The 15524-nt window shown below is 41.6% G+C and carries 17 protein-coding genes; 8 read left to right on the plus strand and 9 right to left on the minus strand.

Translation table 11 applies throughout. The annotated features are described in order from the left end of the window. Positions 1–68: 68 nt before the first annotated feature. The 5 genes from ACTJKN_RS05320 to ACTJKN_RS05340 all read right to left on the minus strand — a co-directional run bounded on the left by ACTJKN_RS05320 (position 69) and on the right by ACTJKN_RS05340 (position 1731). Positions 69–257: a hypothetical protein gene (locus ACTJKN_RS05320; RefSeq protein WP_440823314.1), complete on the minus strand. Its 189-nt coding sequence runs from the start codon at positions 255–257 to the stop codon at positions 69–71. A 13-nt stretch (positions 258–270) separates the two neighbouring features. Next, entirely contained in the window at positions 271–507 is a 237-nt protein-coding gene (locus ACTJKN_RS05325; RefSeq protein WP_440823316.1) for a hypothetical protein, read from the minus strand. A gap of 193 nt (positions 508–700) precedes the next feature. Then, positions 701–937 (minus strand): hypothetical protein, encoded by a 237-nt coding sequence (locus ACTJKN_RS05330; RefSeq protein WP_440823318.1) that lies wholly within the window; start codon positions 935–937, stop codon positions 701–703. Continuing rightward, entirely contained in the window at positions 934–1485 is a 552-nt protein-coding gene (locus ACTJKN_RS05335; RefSeq protein WP_440823319.1) for a helix-turn-helix transcriptional regulator, read from the minus strand. The genes ACTJKN_RS05330 and ACTJKN_RS05335 overlap by 4 nt, the downstream gene beginning before the upstream one ends. Continuing rightward, on the minus strand, positions 1486–1731 hold the full coding sequence (locus ACTJKN_RS05340) for a hypothetical protein (RefSeq protein ID WP_440823321.1): 246 nt from the start codon (positions 1729–1731) through the stop codon (positions 1486–1488). A 184-nt stretch (positions 1732–1915) separates the two neighbouring features. On the opposite strand from ACTJKN_RS05340, the gene ACTJKN_RS05345 reads away from it, so the two are divergent. Continuing rightward, positions 1916–2278 carry a helix-turn-helix domain-containing protein gene (locus tag ACTJKN_RS05345; protein WP_440823323.1) on the plus strand — a complete coding sequence of 121 codons (363 nt, stop codon included), beginning with the start codon at positions 1916–1918 and terminating at the stop codon, positions 2276–2278. A gap of 11 nt (positions 2279–2289) precedes the next feature. Further along, entirely contained in the window at positions 2290–2511 is a 222-nt protein-coding gene (locus ACTJKN_RS05350; protein ID WP_440823325.1) for a hypothetical protein, read from the plus strand. A gap of 785 nt (positions 2512–3296) precedes the next feature. Here the strand turns inward: ACTJKN_RS05350 and ACTJKN_RS05355 are convergent. Next, positions 3297–3782, minus strand: coding sequence for a DinB family protein (locus ACTJKN_RS05355; RefSeq protein WP_440823327.1), 486 nt, complete (start codon positions 3780–3782; stop codon positions 3297–3299). A 98-nt stretch (positions 3783–3880) separates the two neighbouring features. On the opposite strand from ACTJKN_RS05355, the gene ACTJKN_RS05360 reads away from it, so the two are divergent. Genes ACTJKN_RS05360 through ACTJKN_RS05370 form a run of 3 tightly spaced genes read left to right on the plus strand, consistent with a single transcriptional unit; the run spans position 3881 to position 6538 of the window. Then, positions 3881–4126 (plus strand): hypothetical protein, encoded by a 246-nt coding sequence (locus ACTJKN_RS05360; protein ID WP_440823329.1) that lies wholly within the window; start codon positions 3881–3883, stop codon positions 4124–4126. Positions 4127–4136: 10 nt separating this feature from the next. Next, positions 4137–4388 (plus strand): hypothetical protein, encoded by a 252-nt coding sequence (locus ACTJKN_RS05365; protein ID WP_440823331.1) that lies wholly within the window; start codon positions 4137–4139, stop codon positions 4386–4388. Between the two features lie 5 nt (positions 4389–4393). After that, positions 4394–6538 (plus strand): hypothetical protein, encoded by a 2145-nt coding sequence (locus ACTJKN_RS05370; RefSeq protein ID WP_440823333.1) that lies wholly within the window; start codon positions 4394–4396, stop codon positions 6536–6538. A 176-nt stretch (positions 6539–6714) separates the two neighbouring features. Here ACTJKN_RS05370 and ACTJKN_RS05375 read toward each other — a convergent pair whose 3' ends face one another. Next, the gene (locus ACTJKN_RS05375) at positions 6715–7104 is read right to left on the minus strand and encodes a winged helix-turn-helix transcriptional regulator (RefSeq protein WP_440823334.1); all 390 of its coding nucleotides are present in this window, start codon (positions 7102–7104) and stop codon (positions 6715–6717) included. Positions 7105–7203: 99 nt separating this feature from the next. Between ACTJKN_RS05375 and ACTJKN_RS05380 the strand changes: the two genes are divergently transcribed. From ACTJKN_RS05380 to ACTJKN_RS05390, 3 genes are all read left to right on the plus strand, one after another. Continuing rightward, entirely contained in the window at positions 7204–8178 is a 975-nt protein-coding gene (locus ACTJKN_RS05380; RefSeq protein WP_440823335.1) for an NmrA/HSCARG family protein, read from the plus strand. 227 nt (positions 8179–8405) lie between these two features. Beyond that, a complete protein-coding gene (locus tag ACTJKN_RS05385) occupies positions 8406–9380 on the plus strand; it encodes a glycoside hydrolase family 5 protein (protein ID WP_440823336.1) in 975 nt (324 codons plus the stop codon). Between the two features lie 358 nt (positions 9381–9738). Further along, positions 9739–11562 carry a glycoside hydrolase family 2 protein gene (locus ACTJKN_RS05390; RefSeq protein WP_440823337.1) on the plus strand — a complete coding sequence of 608 codons (1824 nt, stop codon included), beginning with the start codon at positions 9739–9741 and terminating at the stop codon, positions 11560–11562. 234 nt (positions 11563–11796) lie between these two features. Here ACTJKN_RS05390 and ACTJKN_RS05395 read toward each other — a convergent pair whose 3' ends face one another. Next, positions 11797–15114, minus strand: a complete 3318-nt coding sequence (locus ACTJKN_RS05395) for a beta strand repeat-containing protein (protein ID WP_440823338.1) — start codon at positions 15112–15114, stop codon at positions 11797–11799. A 39-nt stretch (positions 15115–15153) separates the two neighbouring features. Further along, on the minus strand, positions 15154–15498 hold the full coding sequence (locus ACTJKN_RS05400) for a hypothetical protein (protein WP_440823339.1): 345 nt from the start codon (positions 15496–15498) through the stop codon (positions 15154–15156). Positions 15499–15524 lie beyond the last annotated feature (26 nt).

Here is a 15524-nt window from a genome sequence, read left to right on the forward strand (position 1 = left end):
TTAAAAGATTGGTTAGTTGATATGTTAGAGCGATGATATAAATTGAGATACCGGTGATTAACCACACTTTATCCCAAGCGATTCTCATAAACTGTAGGGAATTTGCGTTTAGTCTCATTGTTAATTTGCCTCAAAATGCTAATTGCTCCAGCAATGATCACAATCAATGCAATCGAGATAAAAGCAATCCTCATCAGCGGATCGATCTTTTGCCGATCAGCGTCGAAATGGTACGGGTTTTTAGTTTTTGACTTCATATAGTTTGTTTGTTTATTTGCTCAGATATTTGGTTGTAAGCAGGTTGATCTCGTTAGAAAAATGCTCATTAATGCTGTACGATTTAAGATCCCGGGTAAAGTTTATATCCGGCTTAATCTGTTCATAGATCCTAACTAAAGTTCTAAGATCGTTATCGCTTAAATTGTGCCCATCAGCATGACTCCCAATAACTCCTTTTTTCATTTCGGTAGTCATTTCGGTCCATTTATATGTAATTAGTTTGCCCATTCTTATTTATAGTTATTTTTTAGTTTAAAAGGCCGGCCAGTAGTTTTTAACCGGCCTTTCATTTTCAGTAGTGCATCCAGCGAGCGATCACTACTATGCCTAATTTCCCTTATCAATCAGACATGGTTACAGTGTACATCCCTAACAAGACCACTGCGAAATAAAGAACTGATCCACGCTTAACTTTGATTTCTTAATTGATGTCTAACCCTAAATCCTTGAAATTTATTCCTTTGAAGAAGATGGAGATCAGGATTTCAATTGCAGAGTTTCTGGTTTGGATGGCATCTTGTAATACGCGGTAGTTAAGTACTACCATTTTGTCATCTTCAATGCCTTTGTCCAATCTGGCCTTAATGGCTCTGATGTCATTGTCTACCGAACGGAGGGTTTCGAGCGTTTCCGTTAGTGGTGTTTGCGTAATGTTCATACGTTTTGTGTTAGATTGAGTTTTTGAGCTGTCCGCACCAGGTCTGCTTTCCTTGCATCACCTGTTTTAATGCGAATATTTTGGATATGGGATTCCACTGTTTCCAGTTTAATTCCCATTTTATGAGCGATTTCCTTGTTTTGATAGCCGTTGTAAATCAACCGCATTACAATTACTTGTTTTGCTGTTAAACCGGTTAATTGTGCCTGGGTTCTGCAGAGCTTTCCCTGTGCTGAGCAAACATCTCGCTGGTCACAGATGGTAAACTCCCGGGCAATGGTGATCCGGCCCTTAACGTAGTCTGGAACAATATCTTTATTGGAAGCATTACAGCTAACCCATTTATTTCTACGGTCGAAGGGATCACTTAAACCCATAGAGTCGAGCTCGCTCGCATCTTCCGGAGTCATAGATGCATCAACAGCATCATGAATTATTTTTGGAGCGTCAATGAATGGTAAACACTGACCGCCGATAATAGCGAAGTTGGTTCCGTTTATACCAAACAGCTCACCATTTTCACAAATTAGGCCTGCAGTAATTTCCATTTAAATAGTTGTTAAGCTTTTAGAATGAATTTTTTGCCTTTGGATAGCGGCAACCGTTTCTAACTCCAGCTCAAATTCTGTTGCAACTAGAATCGTCGCATCGATAATCTCTTTATTGTACTTTTTTGGATCACGAAGGGTTTCACGGATTTTCGTGCCGCCGAAGGTTACTTTTTCCTGAACCTTTGTTACCCAATCATCAGGTAATCGTCTTTTCAGTGCCTTAAGGTCTGTAGCTGTAAGCATAGTAGTTAAATGGGATTTTTATTGCGTTGCTATTGCGTTATGTTTGCGTTGTCAAAACGTTGTCAATACGTTAAGCCAAATGTCAATTTAAAAATTGACAAAGGCAAATTAATATTTACAAAAAGCAATAATTATTAGCGTTAAAGCTGCAAATTATTGACAATCAGCATGATAATTTTGCATTATGTCAAAGGTATTTGAGGAAACATTGGGTGAAAAGATCCTAAAAGCAATCAAAGAGAAGGGGTTAGTCCAATCTAAAATTGCCGATAAGATGAAAGTTAGCCGGCAAATCATAAATCAAATTGACAGGCGTAAAACTTTCGACCTTGAATTTTTACAAAAGTTAAAGGACGCTACGGACTTAGATTTTACAGGATATCTGTATCCTAACAAAACTCCCGAAACTACCGAAAAGCCTTACGACATTATAGAAATGTCACTTGCCATTAAGCTTAAGTCCACCCCCGAGCAAATTAGCAGAATGGGCGAGCTGATGACAAATATTAGAAATGAAGCAGTTAAAATGGGATTTACAATAATGTAATCATAAAAATTATGACAGAAAATGAAATGAGTGAAGGGATCTGGGTTAAGAATAAACATTTTCCAAAAATTCCAAAAATGTTAGTAGTACGGCGCCTCCCGAACCCGGGATGGTGGGGGTGCAGATATGAAGCACCAGGTGCAATATTGGTTTATTCTGAATATCACCTTAATGAGTTGGAGTTGTATGTTGAAAAACCAGACGAGCCTTTAGGCTTTTTTGTTAGTCCTTAGAGTTGAGAGCGTTTAAACAGGTTTTGAGGTTAATTGCTTTGGTTCTTAAAATCAATGATTAATGTATTTATCTTAAGAGAATGGAACTTTATTTCTCCATCAATCTGGTTGTAAAGTCTTCTAGCATTTGAGTCCTCGGGACAGAGGCCTGTTTTCAATCTCTTTAAAAACTCGATTTTTTTAAGATTACGTTTTAGCCTCAATTTTAAAATGAATTTTTTCATAATATTTTTTTATACCGAATAACCTGGATAAAAACATCTTTAAAAGGACAGAAGAAAATAGCATGAAAGGGGACTAAATGTTCCGACATCGCATTTTTTTTCAATAAATATTTCTATCAACCAATTAATTAATAGGTCGTTACGAAATTAGTTTGATATCGGCGCTGGGTACGATTGAAAGAAAGCCCGATGAAGGCATTATCCAGACTTTGAACCATCAAAGTCTGGATTTTTTGTTTAAAATCAGGTTTTTTTTGACGCCCAGTAGGTACTCAAAGAATTCCCGTTTAAGTATTTCGTTACAAGGGTGCCTTGATCGGGAAGTTTTCAACCAACATTCAATAGAAGAATTATTTAATGATTACACACACAAGGTAAGGACCAGGCATAGGTTAGGAATTGTCTCAAGCGCAGATTTCACTTTTACCATAAAGCTATAAATTAGGCACATTAACGGACAATCTTAAAAGAATGGAATATTATTATATCCATCTAAGTTTGATCAGGCTGTAGGCTTTATAAGCATGGCAGTGGTTTGCCTGATTTTTGGATGTGCGTTATTCATTGATGTACGTCATTTCTTGATAGCAGCTTCAGATATGTAAAAATCTTTCCACTGTGCTCCGCTTCGTGATAGTTAGCGGCTTGTAATGCCTGCACATGATTTTTCACTTGAAATCCGATGGGTAGCTCAAAAGGCTCATAGTTGACAAATAATCTGGATTCCAGATCTGATTCAAGATGGTTAACTGTTTCAATCAATAACTGTTTCACCTCATTAACATCTGGAGTAATTTTCCAGGAACCCGGAGACGATCCAATTTTGAAGGACTCCATGAATTCTTTAGTTATATACATTGGTAATCCGCTACGCATATACATATGCCGCTGTTGAGAAGTGATACAATGGCCAATTTGCCAAATTATATTATTGTTAAAACCCTCTGGAATTTTAAATAATATTTCGTAGTTACTTGCTTCCATTAATTGGAATAGCCTAGTCCTGCTTGCTCTTAAAATTTCACATTCGAAACGTTCATTAATCATTTAAGTTGGTTTAAGTCCTTCGCATCGGAAGAAGCCGTTATGTTCTCTAAAGTAACCTTTTCAATATTAAAGTTCAAGATTATCTCATTTTAGAATCTATGTATAAGGATTATATTGATTCAACTGTTTATGATAAGCTTCACAAAGCCGCCGAACTACAGAAAATTACTCATCCTTTTGTAGGGCTGTCTGCGGATAAACTAAAAGAACTTGCCCGATTGTTTGGCAAAAGAATAGCAGCACAAACTAACAACATCTTTAGGCGTCTTTATGCAGGATGCAGCAGGACGGTTGGGCGCGCCACGTTTTATATATTAACCAGAAATAAACCAGCAGCTATATAACGTTTGCTTTTTGGCCTGGGAGAAAAGAGTTTTTGATGTGGATGATAATAGTCTTTATGATACCTATGCAGCCATTTGGGCTAGCGATGCATTGCAATATAGTGGTAGGAGCGGAACACCTAGCTCAGCTTATAACTACCCTAATGAAGATGCTTGGGAAAAATCAAAACGCTTAAACCCGACAGATGCTACGGATGCACAGCAAATTAATGCAAATGGCTATAGCAACCTGGAGCAATATTTAAATGATTTAGTAAAATAAGCGGTATGTGTAGAATCAAAAACCAATTTAAGTGCTTGATGCTTTTTGTAATGCTTTTCATCTGCAGTACTGTTTTTGCACAGATTGATCGGGAGGCGTTGGTAACGCGGCATACCGTCATCGTAAAAAAAATAGACTCCCTATCTTCCTTATCGGTTGGCAATGGCCGTTTTGCTTTTACCGTTGATGCTACCGGATTGCAAAGCTTTCCGGATCGTTATGCCAAAGGCGTTCCACTTGGTACCCAATCGCAATGGGGATGGGGATCGTACAAAAATGAAAGTAAGTTTAACATCACCGAAGCCTATAAATATTATGATCAATACGGCCGCAAAGTACCCTATACCGTACAGTTAAATACACCACTTAGGGCTAAAGAGGCTACTAATTATTTCCGCCAGAATGTACACCGTTTACAATTGGGTAATATTGGTTTCGATCTGATTAAAAAGAACGGACAGCTGGCCAAAGCCAACGATATTAAAAACATTAACCAAAGCCTAAACCCCTGGACAGGTGAAATTAAGAGTAGTTTTACCTTAGAAGGAATTCCTGTTGAGGTAACTACGGTTGGGCATCAGGATCTTGACCTGATCAGTGCATCGATTTCATCGCCATTAATTGCAGCTGGAAGATTAAAAATCAGGGTTAGGTACCCCGTAGCTACTGGCGAATGGGCAGATGTAGGGAATAATTGGAGCAACAGCAGCAAGCATCATTCACAGTTGGTAGCACAAAGTGCCGATGGTGGGGTGATTAAGCGCCAGATCGATTCTGCGGTTTATTATACTTCCTTTTCGTGGAAGGGTAAGGCGCATCTGACCGAGAAACAGGTACATTATTTTACCATTACACCGAATAAAGCCAGTCGACAGTTTAGTTTCAGTTGTCTTTTTTCACAGCAGCGAAGCACTCAGGCTGTTCCTTCTTTTGCATTGAGCCAACAGAATAGCCAGGAGCAGTGGAAAGCCTTTTGGATGAGTGGTGCTGCGGTCGATTTTAGTGGAAGTACCGATAAACGTGCATTTGAACTCGAACGCAGGATTATCCTTTCCGAATACCTCACCAAAGTACAATGTTCGGGCGATTTCCCCCCACAAGAAACCGGCTTAACCTACAATAGCTGGTTTGGTAAACCACACCTCGAAATGCACTGGTGGCATGGGGTTCATTTTGCACTATGGGGCAGACCAGAATTGTTAAACCGGAGTACTGATTGGTATTTTAAGGTTGCGGATAAGGCAAAGAAAATTGCGCAGATACAAGGATTTGATGGCCTACGGTGGCAGAAAATGACCGACAACAAAGGTAATGAAAGCCCCTCATCAATCGGTGCCATGTTGATCTGGCAACAGCCACATTTCATTACCTTTGCCGAACTGGAATACCGTGCGCAGACTGATGAAAAGGTATTGCAAAAATACAAAGACCTTGTATTTAAAACAGCCGATTTTATGGCTTCATTTGCACATTTCGATGCTGCAAAAGGATGTTATGTTCTCGGGCCTGGGCTAATTCCCGCGCAAGAACGTTTTAAGGCCGAAACAACCTTTAATCCCACCTATGAGCTGGCTTATTGGGAGTGGGGATTGAAAACTGCTCAGGAATGGCGTTTGCGTTTAGGTTTGCCGCGAAATCCAAAATGGGATGAAGTGGTGACTAAATTGTCACCTCTGCCGGTGCAAAATGGCGTGTATCTGGCTACAGAAAGTGCGCCTGATTCTTACACAAATCCCGAATATAAAACCGATCACCCTTCCGTATTGGGGGCATTTGGTATGTTGCCAGAAACAAAGTTATTGGATAAAGCAACCATGCGCAAAACCTTTGATCTGGTTTGGAAAGACTGGAGCTGGAATGATACCTGGGGATGGGATTTCCCGATGACAGCCATGACAGCCACACGCTTAGGCATGCCCGACAAAGCGATTGATGCCTTGCTGATGCCTGTACAAACCAATACTTATCTGATTAATGGCCATAACTACCAGGATGACCGTCTACGCATTTATCTGCCTGGAAATGGAGGCTTACTTACCGCTGTGGCTTTAATGTGTGCTGGCTGGGACGGAAATAATACCACAAATCCTGGCTTCCCTAAAGACGGAACCTGGAAGGTGCAATGGGAGGGCTTTAAGAAGATGATGTAGGAGGGAATGGAATCGATAAGATGAGGGATGTATGATATGGGAAGTGTGGGATGTGAAATTGGAATAGGTTAGGCTATTAGTCCGGCGCCGGGTATTAACCAGGCTTAAGCCCTAAACCTTAAAGGGTTGCTAGTTAAAAAGGCAACCCTTTTTGTTAGACTTTCAGTATGTTATCGTTAATGGTTATTTTCGATAGGATTTTTAACAAATTCGCCTTCTTGCATCGCAATCTGATTACCCCATGTTGTAATCGCTTCTAAAATTGGGGTGAAGGTTTTTCCAAAATCGGTTAGGTTATAAATCACTTTTATTGGCGGTTTATCTCCGTAAACTTTTCTCGACACCAGGCCATCTTTTTCTAATTGCTTTAATTGCAGACTCAATGTCATTTCGGTAACAGATGGTATGTCTTTGCGAAGCTCATTGTACCTTTTTGCTTTATCCTTTAAATGATAAAGAATAACAGCCTTCCATTTGCCGCCCACCAAGCTCATTGCAAGGCTAACCGTACAAGGATAAATTTCCTCGTTTAGTTTTACGTAATCGCTAATACATTCTGTTTTCATCCTACTGTTTTAACCTATCCTTTTGGATAGTTATTGCAAATTTATATGACTATAGATAGTTTTGCAACTATAATTTTTATAGTTAATAAAATAATATAAATGAGACCAGATTTTAAAGCAAATGAGGTAATCGAAAAAGACAAACCATTGATTACTATTGTTGGTGTTTTGGGGAAACAGGGGCGCAGCGCAGCACTTACGCTATTACAAAGCAGGCGTTATCGAGTACGGGGCATTACACGTCGTTTAGATTCACCAGAGGCACTTAATTTGACTGAAATGGGAGTTGAGCTGTTGAGTTTACCGCTTGATTTGGGCTATGAGAAAGATTTCGTTGAAGCATTCCGGGGATCAGAAGGCGTTTTCATCATGACACCAAGTATTGTGCCGCCGCATACCCACGAAATGGAGCTGGGTAAACAATTAGCGGAAGCGGCGGTTGAGGCAGGAGTTAAGCATATTATCTTTAGTAGTTTGGAAAATGTAGAAAAAATTACAAACGGAAAAAAGTTTGCTCCTCATTTTACCGATAAAGCAATGATTGAGGCATATATCCGCACGCTTCCAATTACCAGCTCGTTTATTTATATGGCCTTTTTCTACACCAATCTAATGGAGTTTTATCCACCGAAACTGGTTGGAGATACGCTTGTATTTCCGATTTATTTACCTGAGGATTTTCGTGCCCCGTTTGTTGATCCCCTTACTGCTACGGGGCCAGCGGTTTTAGCGATATTTTCTAATCCAGATGAGTATGCAGGTAAATCTTTGCCTGTTATCGGCGACATTATTTCGCCCCGGGAAATGATAGATACCTTTATTCGGGTCACAGGTAAAAAGGCTATCTATAGTTCCGCATTTACACAAGAAGCCCTACTTCGCCATTTCCCTGAATTCGCTACAAATGAGCTTTTGGTAAAGGAAATTTTAGGAATGGCAGAATATGCTGTCGATTACGGTTATTTCGCCAAGGAACGCGATTTGTTATGGAGCCGCCAGGTTAACCAAAGGAGTCTAAGTTGGGAACAATTTCTGCGCAGTACAGGCTGGCAAGGCCGAAAACTAACTTACTGATTGCTTTCAATCACCTACTTCATAAAGGGGATACTTTGGAAATAGTTTGATAATGATTATTTTGAATTTTATTTAGTTCGGATATGGTATTTTTTTAGCTTATTGCAGGTTAAAAAGGGGCTCTGTGCAAAATTGCCTCCAGGGTAGCCACAAGAATAGTCTAGACGATGGTTTTATGCTTTTTGTTGATAAAACATCGTCAATGTACCGTATTAAATAAATTTCTTATGAAAAGAGTTGTGTTACTTTCAGTTTTTGCCTTTTCTAGCATCATTGCCCTTGCACAAAACGTAAACTGGGTTGAACGGAACGGCGCCTTAAAAGTTGTTGGTGGGAAAATCTTAAACCGAAAAAATATTGAACCACAGCTCCGTGGTATAAGTTTGTCATGGAGCATCTGGGGAGGCAAAAAGTATTATAACCAAGATGTTGTAAACTGGCTTAAATCCGATTTTAATATCAATTTATTGCGTGTGTCTATGGCGGTTCAGCCAGATAGTGGTTATCTGCAAGATCCCCATGGGCAGGAAAAGCTCATAACCGAGACGGTTGATGCGGCCATTAAGAGAAATCTGTATGTACTGCTTGACTGGCATGATCACCATGCAGATGAACATCTTGATCAATCAAAAGTGTTCTTTGCAAAAATGGCCAAACGGTACGCCGGCAAACCGAATATTATTTATGAAATATTTAATGAGCCAGAAAAAATAGCATGGCAAACCGTTAAGGATTATGCCGTGCAGGTAATTGCCGAGATCAGGAAATATGATGCTGAAAATGTAATTGTTGTTGGTAGTCCGCATTGGGATCAGGATATAGATGTGGTTGCCAAAGATCCAATCAAAGGATTCAGCAACATTGCTTATTCTTTTCATTTTTATGCGTCTGAACCAGGCCATCAGGAAGTTTTAATGAGACGGGCTGATAATGCAATCTCTGCCGGTCTGCCCATTTTTGTAACGGAGTGGGGCGTGGGCGAGGCTAATGGTGATGGTGTATTCGATACTGGTAAAACCAATAAATGGTTTTCTTGGATGGAGAAAAACAAACTGAGCTGGGCAAATTGGAATATTACCGATAAAAAGGAAACAACTGCGCTGTTAATGCCTGGCGCATCTCCAAAAGGAAAATGGAAGCCGGAAATGCTTAGTCCGGCAGGGAAATACATTAGGACGAAGCTCCGGAACCTGAACAAATAATATCAATTTCCTGGCTTAAATAGATAACGCCGTTCCTGAAAAATTCCACGCAAACAGAAAATTATTGCATCAGACAAGCAGCAATTTCTCCTTGTGATTGTGCGCATTTGCCTGATCATATTGATATCACTTGAATCGAAGTAACGCTATGCAACCAGTTCATAAATCAAGGGTTTGATTTCCTATCCTTATGTTATGGCCATCGCTTCAGGTGGAATGAACTTTATAATCCGCGTAAAGAAATTACCATTACAAAACGATACTTGTTGTTGTGGTTTTTCTATAATAAATCGATTTAGATGAATGAAAAATAATATATTAGTGTCTTAGAACCAAAGACCCTTAATCTCCAGATAATATGAAAAATAGAGGTTTGCCAATCCTATTCCTGATCATACTGTTGCAGGTATATGGTGAAAATGTTTGCGCCCAGACAGCAAAACTACCCACCAAATGGACTGAACAAGCGATGACGGCCCAAAATCCTTTTCCCGATTATCCCCGGCCCCAGATGGTACGCGGAGAATGGAAGTCGTTAAACGGTAAATGGGATTATATTGGTGGAAAAGATAAACTTAATGCATTCAATCCGAAAATGCCGATTGCATTTGCTGGAAAATCTGAACAGATACTTGTTCCATACTGCCCTGAATCGGTGATTTCGAGTATTGAGCGCAAGCAGGAGGTTAACATGTGGTATCGCAGGCGTTTCGAAATCCCACAGAACTGGAAGGGTAAAAATATTTTAATCAATTTTGAGGCTGTTGATCATGATGCAACTATTTTCGTTAACGGAAAAAAGGCGGGGGCTCATGCAGGCGGCTATGATGCCTTTTCGCTGGATATCACCCCATTGCTAAAATCTGGGGTTAATGAGTTAATTGTTGCCGCTTACGATTCCAATGACGGCAGGATGCCTTCGGGCAAAAATGGACCACGGGGAGATTATACCTTCAGCTCGGGCATCTGGCAGAGCGTATGGCTTGAACCGTTGGCTACAGTTCACATCAAAAATATCAAGCTATTGCCCGATCTGGAAAATAACAGGCTCAAGGTAACTGTCGATGCAAATTCCTCCGCCATATCCGCGATAGCACTTGATGGCAATAAGGTAATATCCCAGGCGCAGGGAAGTAACGGAAAGACTTTTTATCTGCCCATCTCAAATCCAAAGTTATGGTCTCCTGATGAACCTTTTCTTTATGATCTTAAAATCACGCTCAAAGATCAGAGCGGTGAAACCGTTGATGAGGTAAAAAGCTATTTCGGTATGCGCGATATCAGGTTGGGCAAGGTGTCTGGTGTGATGCGCCCGCTATTGAATGGAAAGTTCATCATGCAGGTTGGCCTGCTCGATCAGGGCTATTGGCCAGATGGAATTCTGACCGCTCCCACTGAGGCAGCGCTGAAATCTGATCTGGAATTTACAAAAAAGGCAGGCTTCAACCTCATCCGTAAACATATGAAAACTGAGCCGAAACGTTTTTACTATTGGGCAGATAAACTGGGGGTACTGCTTTGGCAGGACATGCCGGCAATCTGGTACCAGAATGAGGATACCGCGAGAGTACGCTCCGCTTTTCGTAAGGAGCTCAAGGCGGTAATGGATGAACATTACAACTCACCCTCAATTATTGCCTGGGTACCCTTTAACGAAAACTGGGGTGCTTTCGATGTACCGGCGATTACGGACTGGGTAAAAAACTATGATCCATCAAGACTTGTAAATGGAAATTCTGGATTTAACAATAATCCAGGTTATCAGAAGGCGGCCGGTGATCCGGGTAATGGAGACTTTGTGGATACTCATATTTATGTAGGCCCTTATGATGCCTCCAGACCTGACGATAAAAGGGCTGCATCGTTGGGGGAGTTCGGTGGTGTAGGACTTTTTGTTAGGGAGCACATGTGGCCTGTAGAAAACAATGCATATGCCTATGAACCTACCAGTGCTGCGTTGACGGATAGGTATGTACTGCTGATGAGCCAGGTTGAACAGCTGATGAAATACAAAGGCCTTAGTGTAGCCGTTTACACCCAGACAACCGATGTGGAACATGAGGTTAACGGATTGCTGACCTATGACCGTGCGGTTGAAAAAATGGATATCAAGCGGGTAAATGAAATAAACAGGGCAGTGATAGCTGAGGGAAAAAAGTTAAATGCTCTGGGAGAACATTAGAATAGGTGATAGGGCGGGTTATTTGATTATTGAGAAAGAATTTCATTTTTACCGTTAGGAAGATATAGCTGTTAAGGAATTAACATTAATCCAGAGTCATCAGTAGGAAAAATATAGAAGAATGCTAAATACAAAGAATCTTTTTGAAAATGTAGCTTGAACTAGCATGATATTTAAAAATAGAAAGGCACCTCAAAAAATGAAGTGCCTTCTTCCTTAAAAAAGAACAGAACGTTATTTAATACTGACTAATACTTTAATTTTTGATACTGTTGGTTGGTTAAAATCCTGTAAGGCTTTTCCTAAAACCTGTCCAACTTTAACTTTATTTAAATCTGCTTTCATGGCAACCCCGCTCTGTGATGAAGTTACCAGCATATCGCCTCTTTTAATCGGGCCACCCTCTAAACAGACCTTGGTTGGGATTACACCGATAACACCCATTGGCACTTTATCTAAGAGTTCTGAATCGATGTTTTCTTCAGTTAATAAAACTCCAGGTTTGGTAGCATAAACTCCAGCCACTAAATTAGAGTAAGCACCATTTGATTTTTCAACTGCTCTATCCTTATCAACGGAGATGATTAAAATATCACCCGGTTCAAAATCTTTTACTTCACCGCTTACATCAAATGCTTCCGCTAAATCGGCGCCGCTGTTAACTGTACCACCATTAAAGAAACCACGGCCTGCTTTGTTAATTCTGGCCACATTTAGGCTGGCACTTTGGCCGATAAAAAGATCTCCTGATGGACCAGTATGGTTGGCTAATATTGTTGTTCCAGTACCTATGTTAGATATATGAACAGTAGGTAGACCGTTAGCGGCATTAAAATTTGCAAAACGGGCTGCTCTTCCAGCACCAAAATTGGGCGTCCATCCATATACGGCATTACCGGTTCCATCAGCGGTGGCTTCAATACCATCGCCATTTTTACCTGCGTTGGCGGTAATCCCATTTCCATTTCCTTCAGTCAATGCTATAAGTGCTGGCCCGTTACCAGCAGGATTTGATGCGTAAAACAATCCTGCATAACCACCTGTACCAGAGGAAAGTCCATAAACACCTGCTGTGCCGAAATTGGCAAACTGAGAATTTACTTCCCCTTTTACCGCAGGAGAGATACCTGTTACCAGATCAACTTTAAAGTTACCTGCTATACCATTACCCACAGTTTTTACAGTTAAAACATCTTTTGTATTTGTTGCGTTAAAGTTTTCGAAATGCGCAGCACGGCCTGTTCCAAATGTTGGAACCCAACCATATACTGCATCTCCTGTTCCATCAACATTGGCCTCAACAGCATTGCCATTTTTACCTGCATTGGCGGTAACAGCATTACCATTGCCATCGGTTAGTGCTACAAGTGCTGCGCCATTGCCTGAAGGGTTAGAAGCGTAGAATAAACCTGCTCTTCCTCCAGTGCCTGATGATACACCAAAGATAGCTGCAGCACCAAAGTTGCCAAATATGGTGTTCACCTCTCCACGAACCGCAGAACCAACACTATTTGTATTGTCTAATTTAAAAGAAGCGGCATTTCCTAGCGTATTATCTGGAATATTACCATTACCATTCGATAATACCTCGAATGTATTGGCTGCTATATTTGTTGCGTTGGTATTGACAAAACGACCTGCTCTACCTGTACTTCCATTGTTACCAACTTCACCCTGAACCCCAACGCCGGTATTTGCAGTACTTGTGGCAATAAAACCACGCACACCAAAACCGCCACCATCGTTTCTTCCAACAACTGCCCCGGCAATATTACTCGTAGTACGGCCAACAACCGCCTCACCCGCACCACTATTATCTCCAAAAATACCTGCAGAAGACTGACTGCTTGTAATTCCATGTATTGCTAAGCCGTTGCCACTGGTACTTCTTATACCTTCGCCACTGCCTGATGTTGAAGCGTCAATTACCCTTCCGTTACCCAATGTGTTAACCGTTAATGCGTTGTTTGCATTGGCATTGTTTGAGATGGCAATATTTGCTGCAGTTCCGCTGGTAGATGTGGCATTTAAACCTATGCCGGTATTGCTATTGGCGTATATACCATAGCCTGCACCGCTCGAATTTCCGTAAACGCCAATACCTAAAGGGGTAACACCATAAACGCCCCACCCACTTCCATTATGGCTTCCCCACATTCCAACCCCCAAGCCGCCAGTGCCATTGTTGATGCCGCGAACAGCCGAAGAAAAGCCTCCAGGTGCAGTTGAACTTACAATACCTCTCACAGCTGCAATACTGGAGCTTGTTGTATTATTTATTCCTTCAACTGATGTTCCATCACCATTGTTGGTAATCGAAAATAAGGTTGTTGCCGAGTTTTCTGTAGCAGCAAAGGGAAGTGTTAACGAACCTCCTGCATCGGAGCCAGGAGCCCAGTTTGTTCCATTATATTTTAAAACCTGACCATTAACTGGTGCGGTAGCTGCAACTGCAATGTTTTGAATGCCTTTAACCAGTGGATTTGGATAATTTCCACTCAAATCTCCACCTGCTACACCAGTAAGTTCGCCTGCAGGCCCGGCTGGGCCAATGGGTCCGATTGGTCCGGCAGGACCGGTTGCGCCCACGGGGCCTTGACTACCAGGAGCTCCGGCAGGGCCTATAGGTCCAACTGCTCCGGTTGCTCCGGCTGGTCCAACTAATCCTTGCGGACCTGCTGGGCCTGTTAATCCGATTGGTCCTGTTGCTCCGGTAGGACCTGTTAGTCCTATTGGTCCGGTTGCTCCAGCGGGACCAACTAATCCTTGCGGACCTGCTGGACCTGTTGCTCCGGTAGGACCTGTTAGTCCTATTGGTCCTATTGGTCCGGTTGCTCCAGCGGGACCAACTAATCCTTGCGGACCTGCTGGACCTGTCAATCCGATGGGACCCGTTGCCCCGGCTGGACCTGTTAGTCCTATTGGGCCGGTGGGTCCAACTAATCCCTGCGGACCTATTGGGCCTGTTAATCCGATTGGTCCAGTTGCACCTGCAGGGCCTACTAATCCTTGAGGGCCTATTGGACCAACTGGGCCTGTCAGTCCTATTGGACCCGTTGCTCCGGCTGGGCCTACTAATCCTTGAGGACCAATTGGTCCAGGTGCGCCAGTTGGTCCTGCGGGTCCTGTTGCACCTGCCGGACCAGGGTTACCGGTTGCTGCATATAGTGCAAATGGCACACTCATTAATTGTGTTGCTCCTAAATCTGTAAAAGCTCCACCGCCAATGGCCAGTTCGACTCTTAAATATTGGTTTGCATTTTGCCATGGAACGCCAGCCAACGTTCCTGTTGAAGGTGATCCTTTACCAATTTGTAAGGTAAAAAGACCTAAAGTGTTTGTAGTGAGGTCATGGCTTTCCTGATATTGAACGGGGCCACTGGCGCTTGTTCCAAGTATCGAGATCCTAACCTTTACATTTTGTTTGGCAAGTACAGTACCATCGTTATTACGGGCCACCGCCTGATAGTTGATCCCTGTAAGGCCACTTTGAGCAGATACTTTTCCGAAAAAGATAAGGATAACCGCAATAATGAGCGTAAACTTTTTCATGTTAAATAATTTAAGGTGTAGAGGTATTAGATGTATATTTTACTGTTTGGTTGTACTTTCCTGTTGCATTGGTGGTAGTTTAACCTCTGTTTTGGGCTCGCTTTTATCTGGTTTATTTTCAGATTCAGAAGCTGTTTTTACATTTTCTGCCCCTTTTCTGCTTGCTGCGGGGAGCGCGCTTTTTGCACCACTTTGGCTATAATTTTGAAATAACCTTTGCTTGGTAGGCGTAGAAACATCCTTTTTTGGCGCCTCTTCTTTAGCGCTTAATTTTTCAATCTCCGTTGATTTATTAGGGAATAAGGTATTGATGGTTGATTTCTGCGCTTTTGCATTTGCAATACCAACCACCGTCAGTATTAACAAGAAGAATAACTTTTTCATTTTTTATAGATTGTTTTTGAGGTTTA

Source organism: Pedobacter sp. 22163 (assembly GCF_052045595.1).
In the GTDB taxonomy this organism is placed as follows: domain Bacteria; phylum Bacteroidota; class Bacteroidia; order Sphingobacteriales; family Sphingobacteriaceae; genus Pedobacter.

Coding starts and splice junctions, on each gene's coding strand:
- ACTJKN_RS05320 (WP_440823314.1), bottom strand. CDS start 257: ATGAAGTCAAAAACTAAAAACCCGTACCATTTCGACGCTGATCGGCAA.
- ACTJKN_RS05325 (WP_440823316.1), bottom strand. CDS start 507: ATGGGCAAACTAATTACATATAAATGGACCGAAATGACTACCGAAATG.
- ACTJKN_RS05330 (WP_440823318.1), bottom strand. CDS start 937: ATGAACATTACGCAAACACCACTAACGGAAACGCTCGAAACCCTCCGT.
- ACTJKN_RS05335 (WP_440823319.1), bottom strand. CDS start 1,485: ATGGAAATTACTGCAGGCCTAATTTGTGAAAATGGTGAGCTGTTTGGT.
- ACTJKN_RS05340 (WP_440823321.1), bottom strand. CDS start 1,731: ATGCTTACAGCTACAGACCTTAAGGCACTGAAAAGACGATTACCTGAT.
- ACTJKN_RS05345 (WP_440823323.1), top strand. CDS start 1,916: ATGTCAAAGGTATTTGAGGAAACATTGGGTGAAAAGATCCTAAAAGCA.
- ACTJKN_RS05350 (WP_440823325.1), top strand. CDS start 2,290: ATGACAGAAAATGAAATGAGTGAAGGGATCTGGGTTAAGAATAAACAT.
- ACTJKN_RS05355 (WP_440823327.1), bottom strand. CDS start 3,782: ATGATTAATGAACGTTTCGAATGTGAAATTTTAAGAGCAAGCAGGACT.
- ACTJKN_RS05360 (WP_440823329.1), top strand. CDS start 3,881: ATGTATAAGGATTATATTGATTCAACTGTTTATGATAAGCTTCACAAA.
- ACTJKN_RS05370 (WP_440823333.1), top strand. CDS start 4,394: ATGTGTAGAATCAAAAACCAATTTAAGTGCTTGATGCTTTTTGTAATG.
- ACTJKN_RS05375 (WP_440823334.1), bottom strand. CDS start 7,104: ATGAAAACAGAATGTATTAGCGATTACGTAAAACTAAACGAGGAAATT.
- ACTJKN_RS05380 (WP_440823335.1), top strand. CDS start 7,204: ATGAGACCAGATTTTAAAGCAAATGAGGTAATCGAAAAAGACAAACCA.
- ACTJKN_RS05385 (WP_440823336.1), top strand. CDS start 8,406: ATGAAAAGAGTTGTGTTACTTTCAGTTTTTGCCTTTTCTAGCATCATT.
- ACTJKN_RS05390 (WP_440823337.1), top strand. CDS start 9,739: ATGAAAAATAGAGGTTTGCCAATCCTATTCCTGATCATACTGTTGCAG.
- ACTJKN_RS05395 (WP_440823338.1), bottom strand. CDS start 15,114: ATGAAAAAGTTTACGCTCATTATTGCGGTTATCCTTATCTTTTTCGGA.
- ACTJKN_RS05400 (WP_440823339.1), bottom strand. CDS start 15,498: ATGAAAAAGTTATTCTTCTTGTTAATACTGACGGTGGTTGGTATTGCA.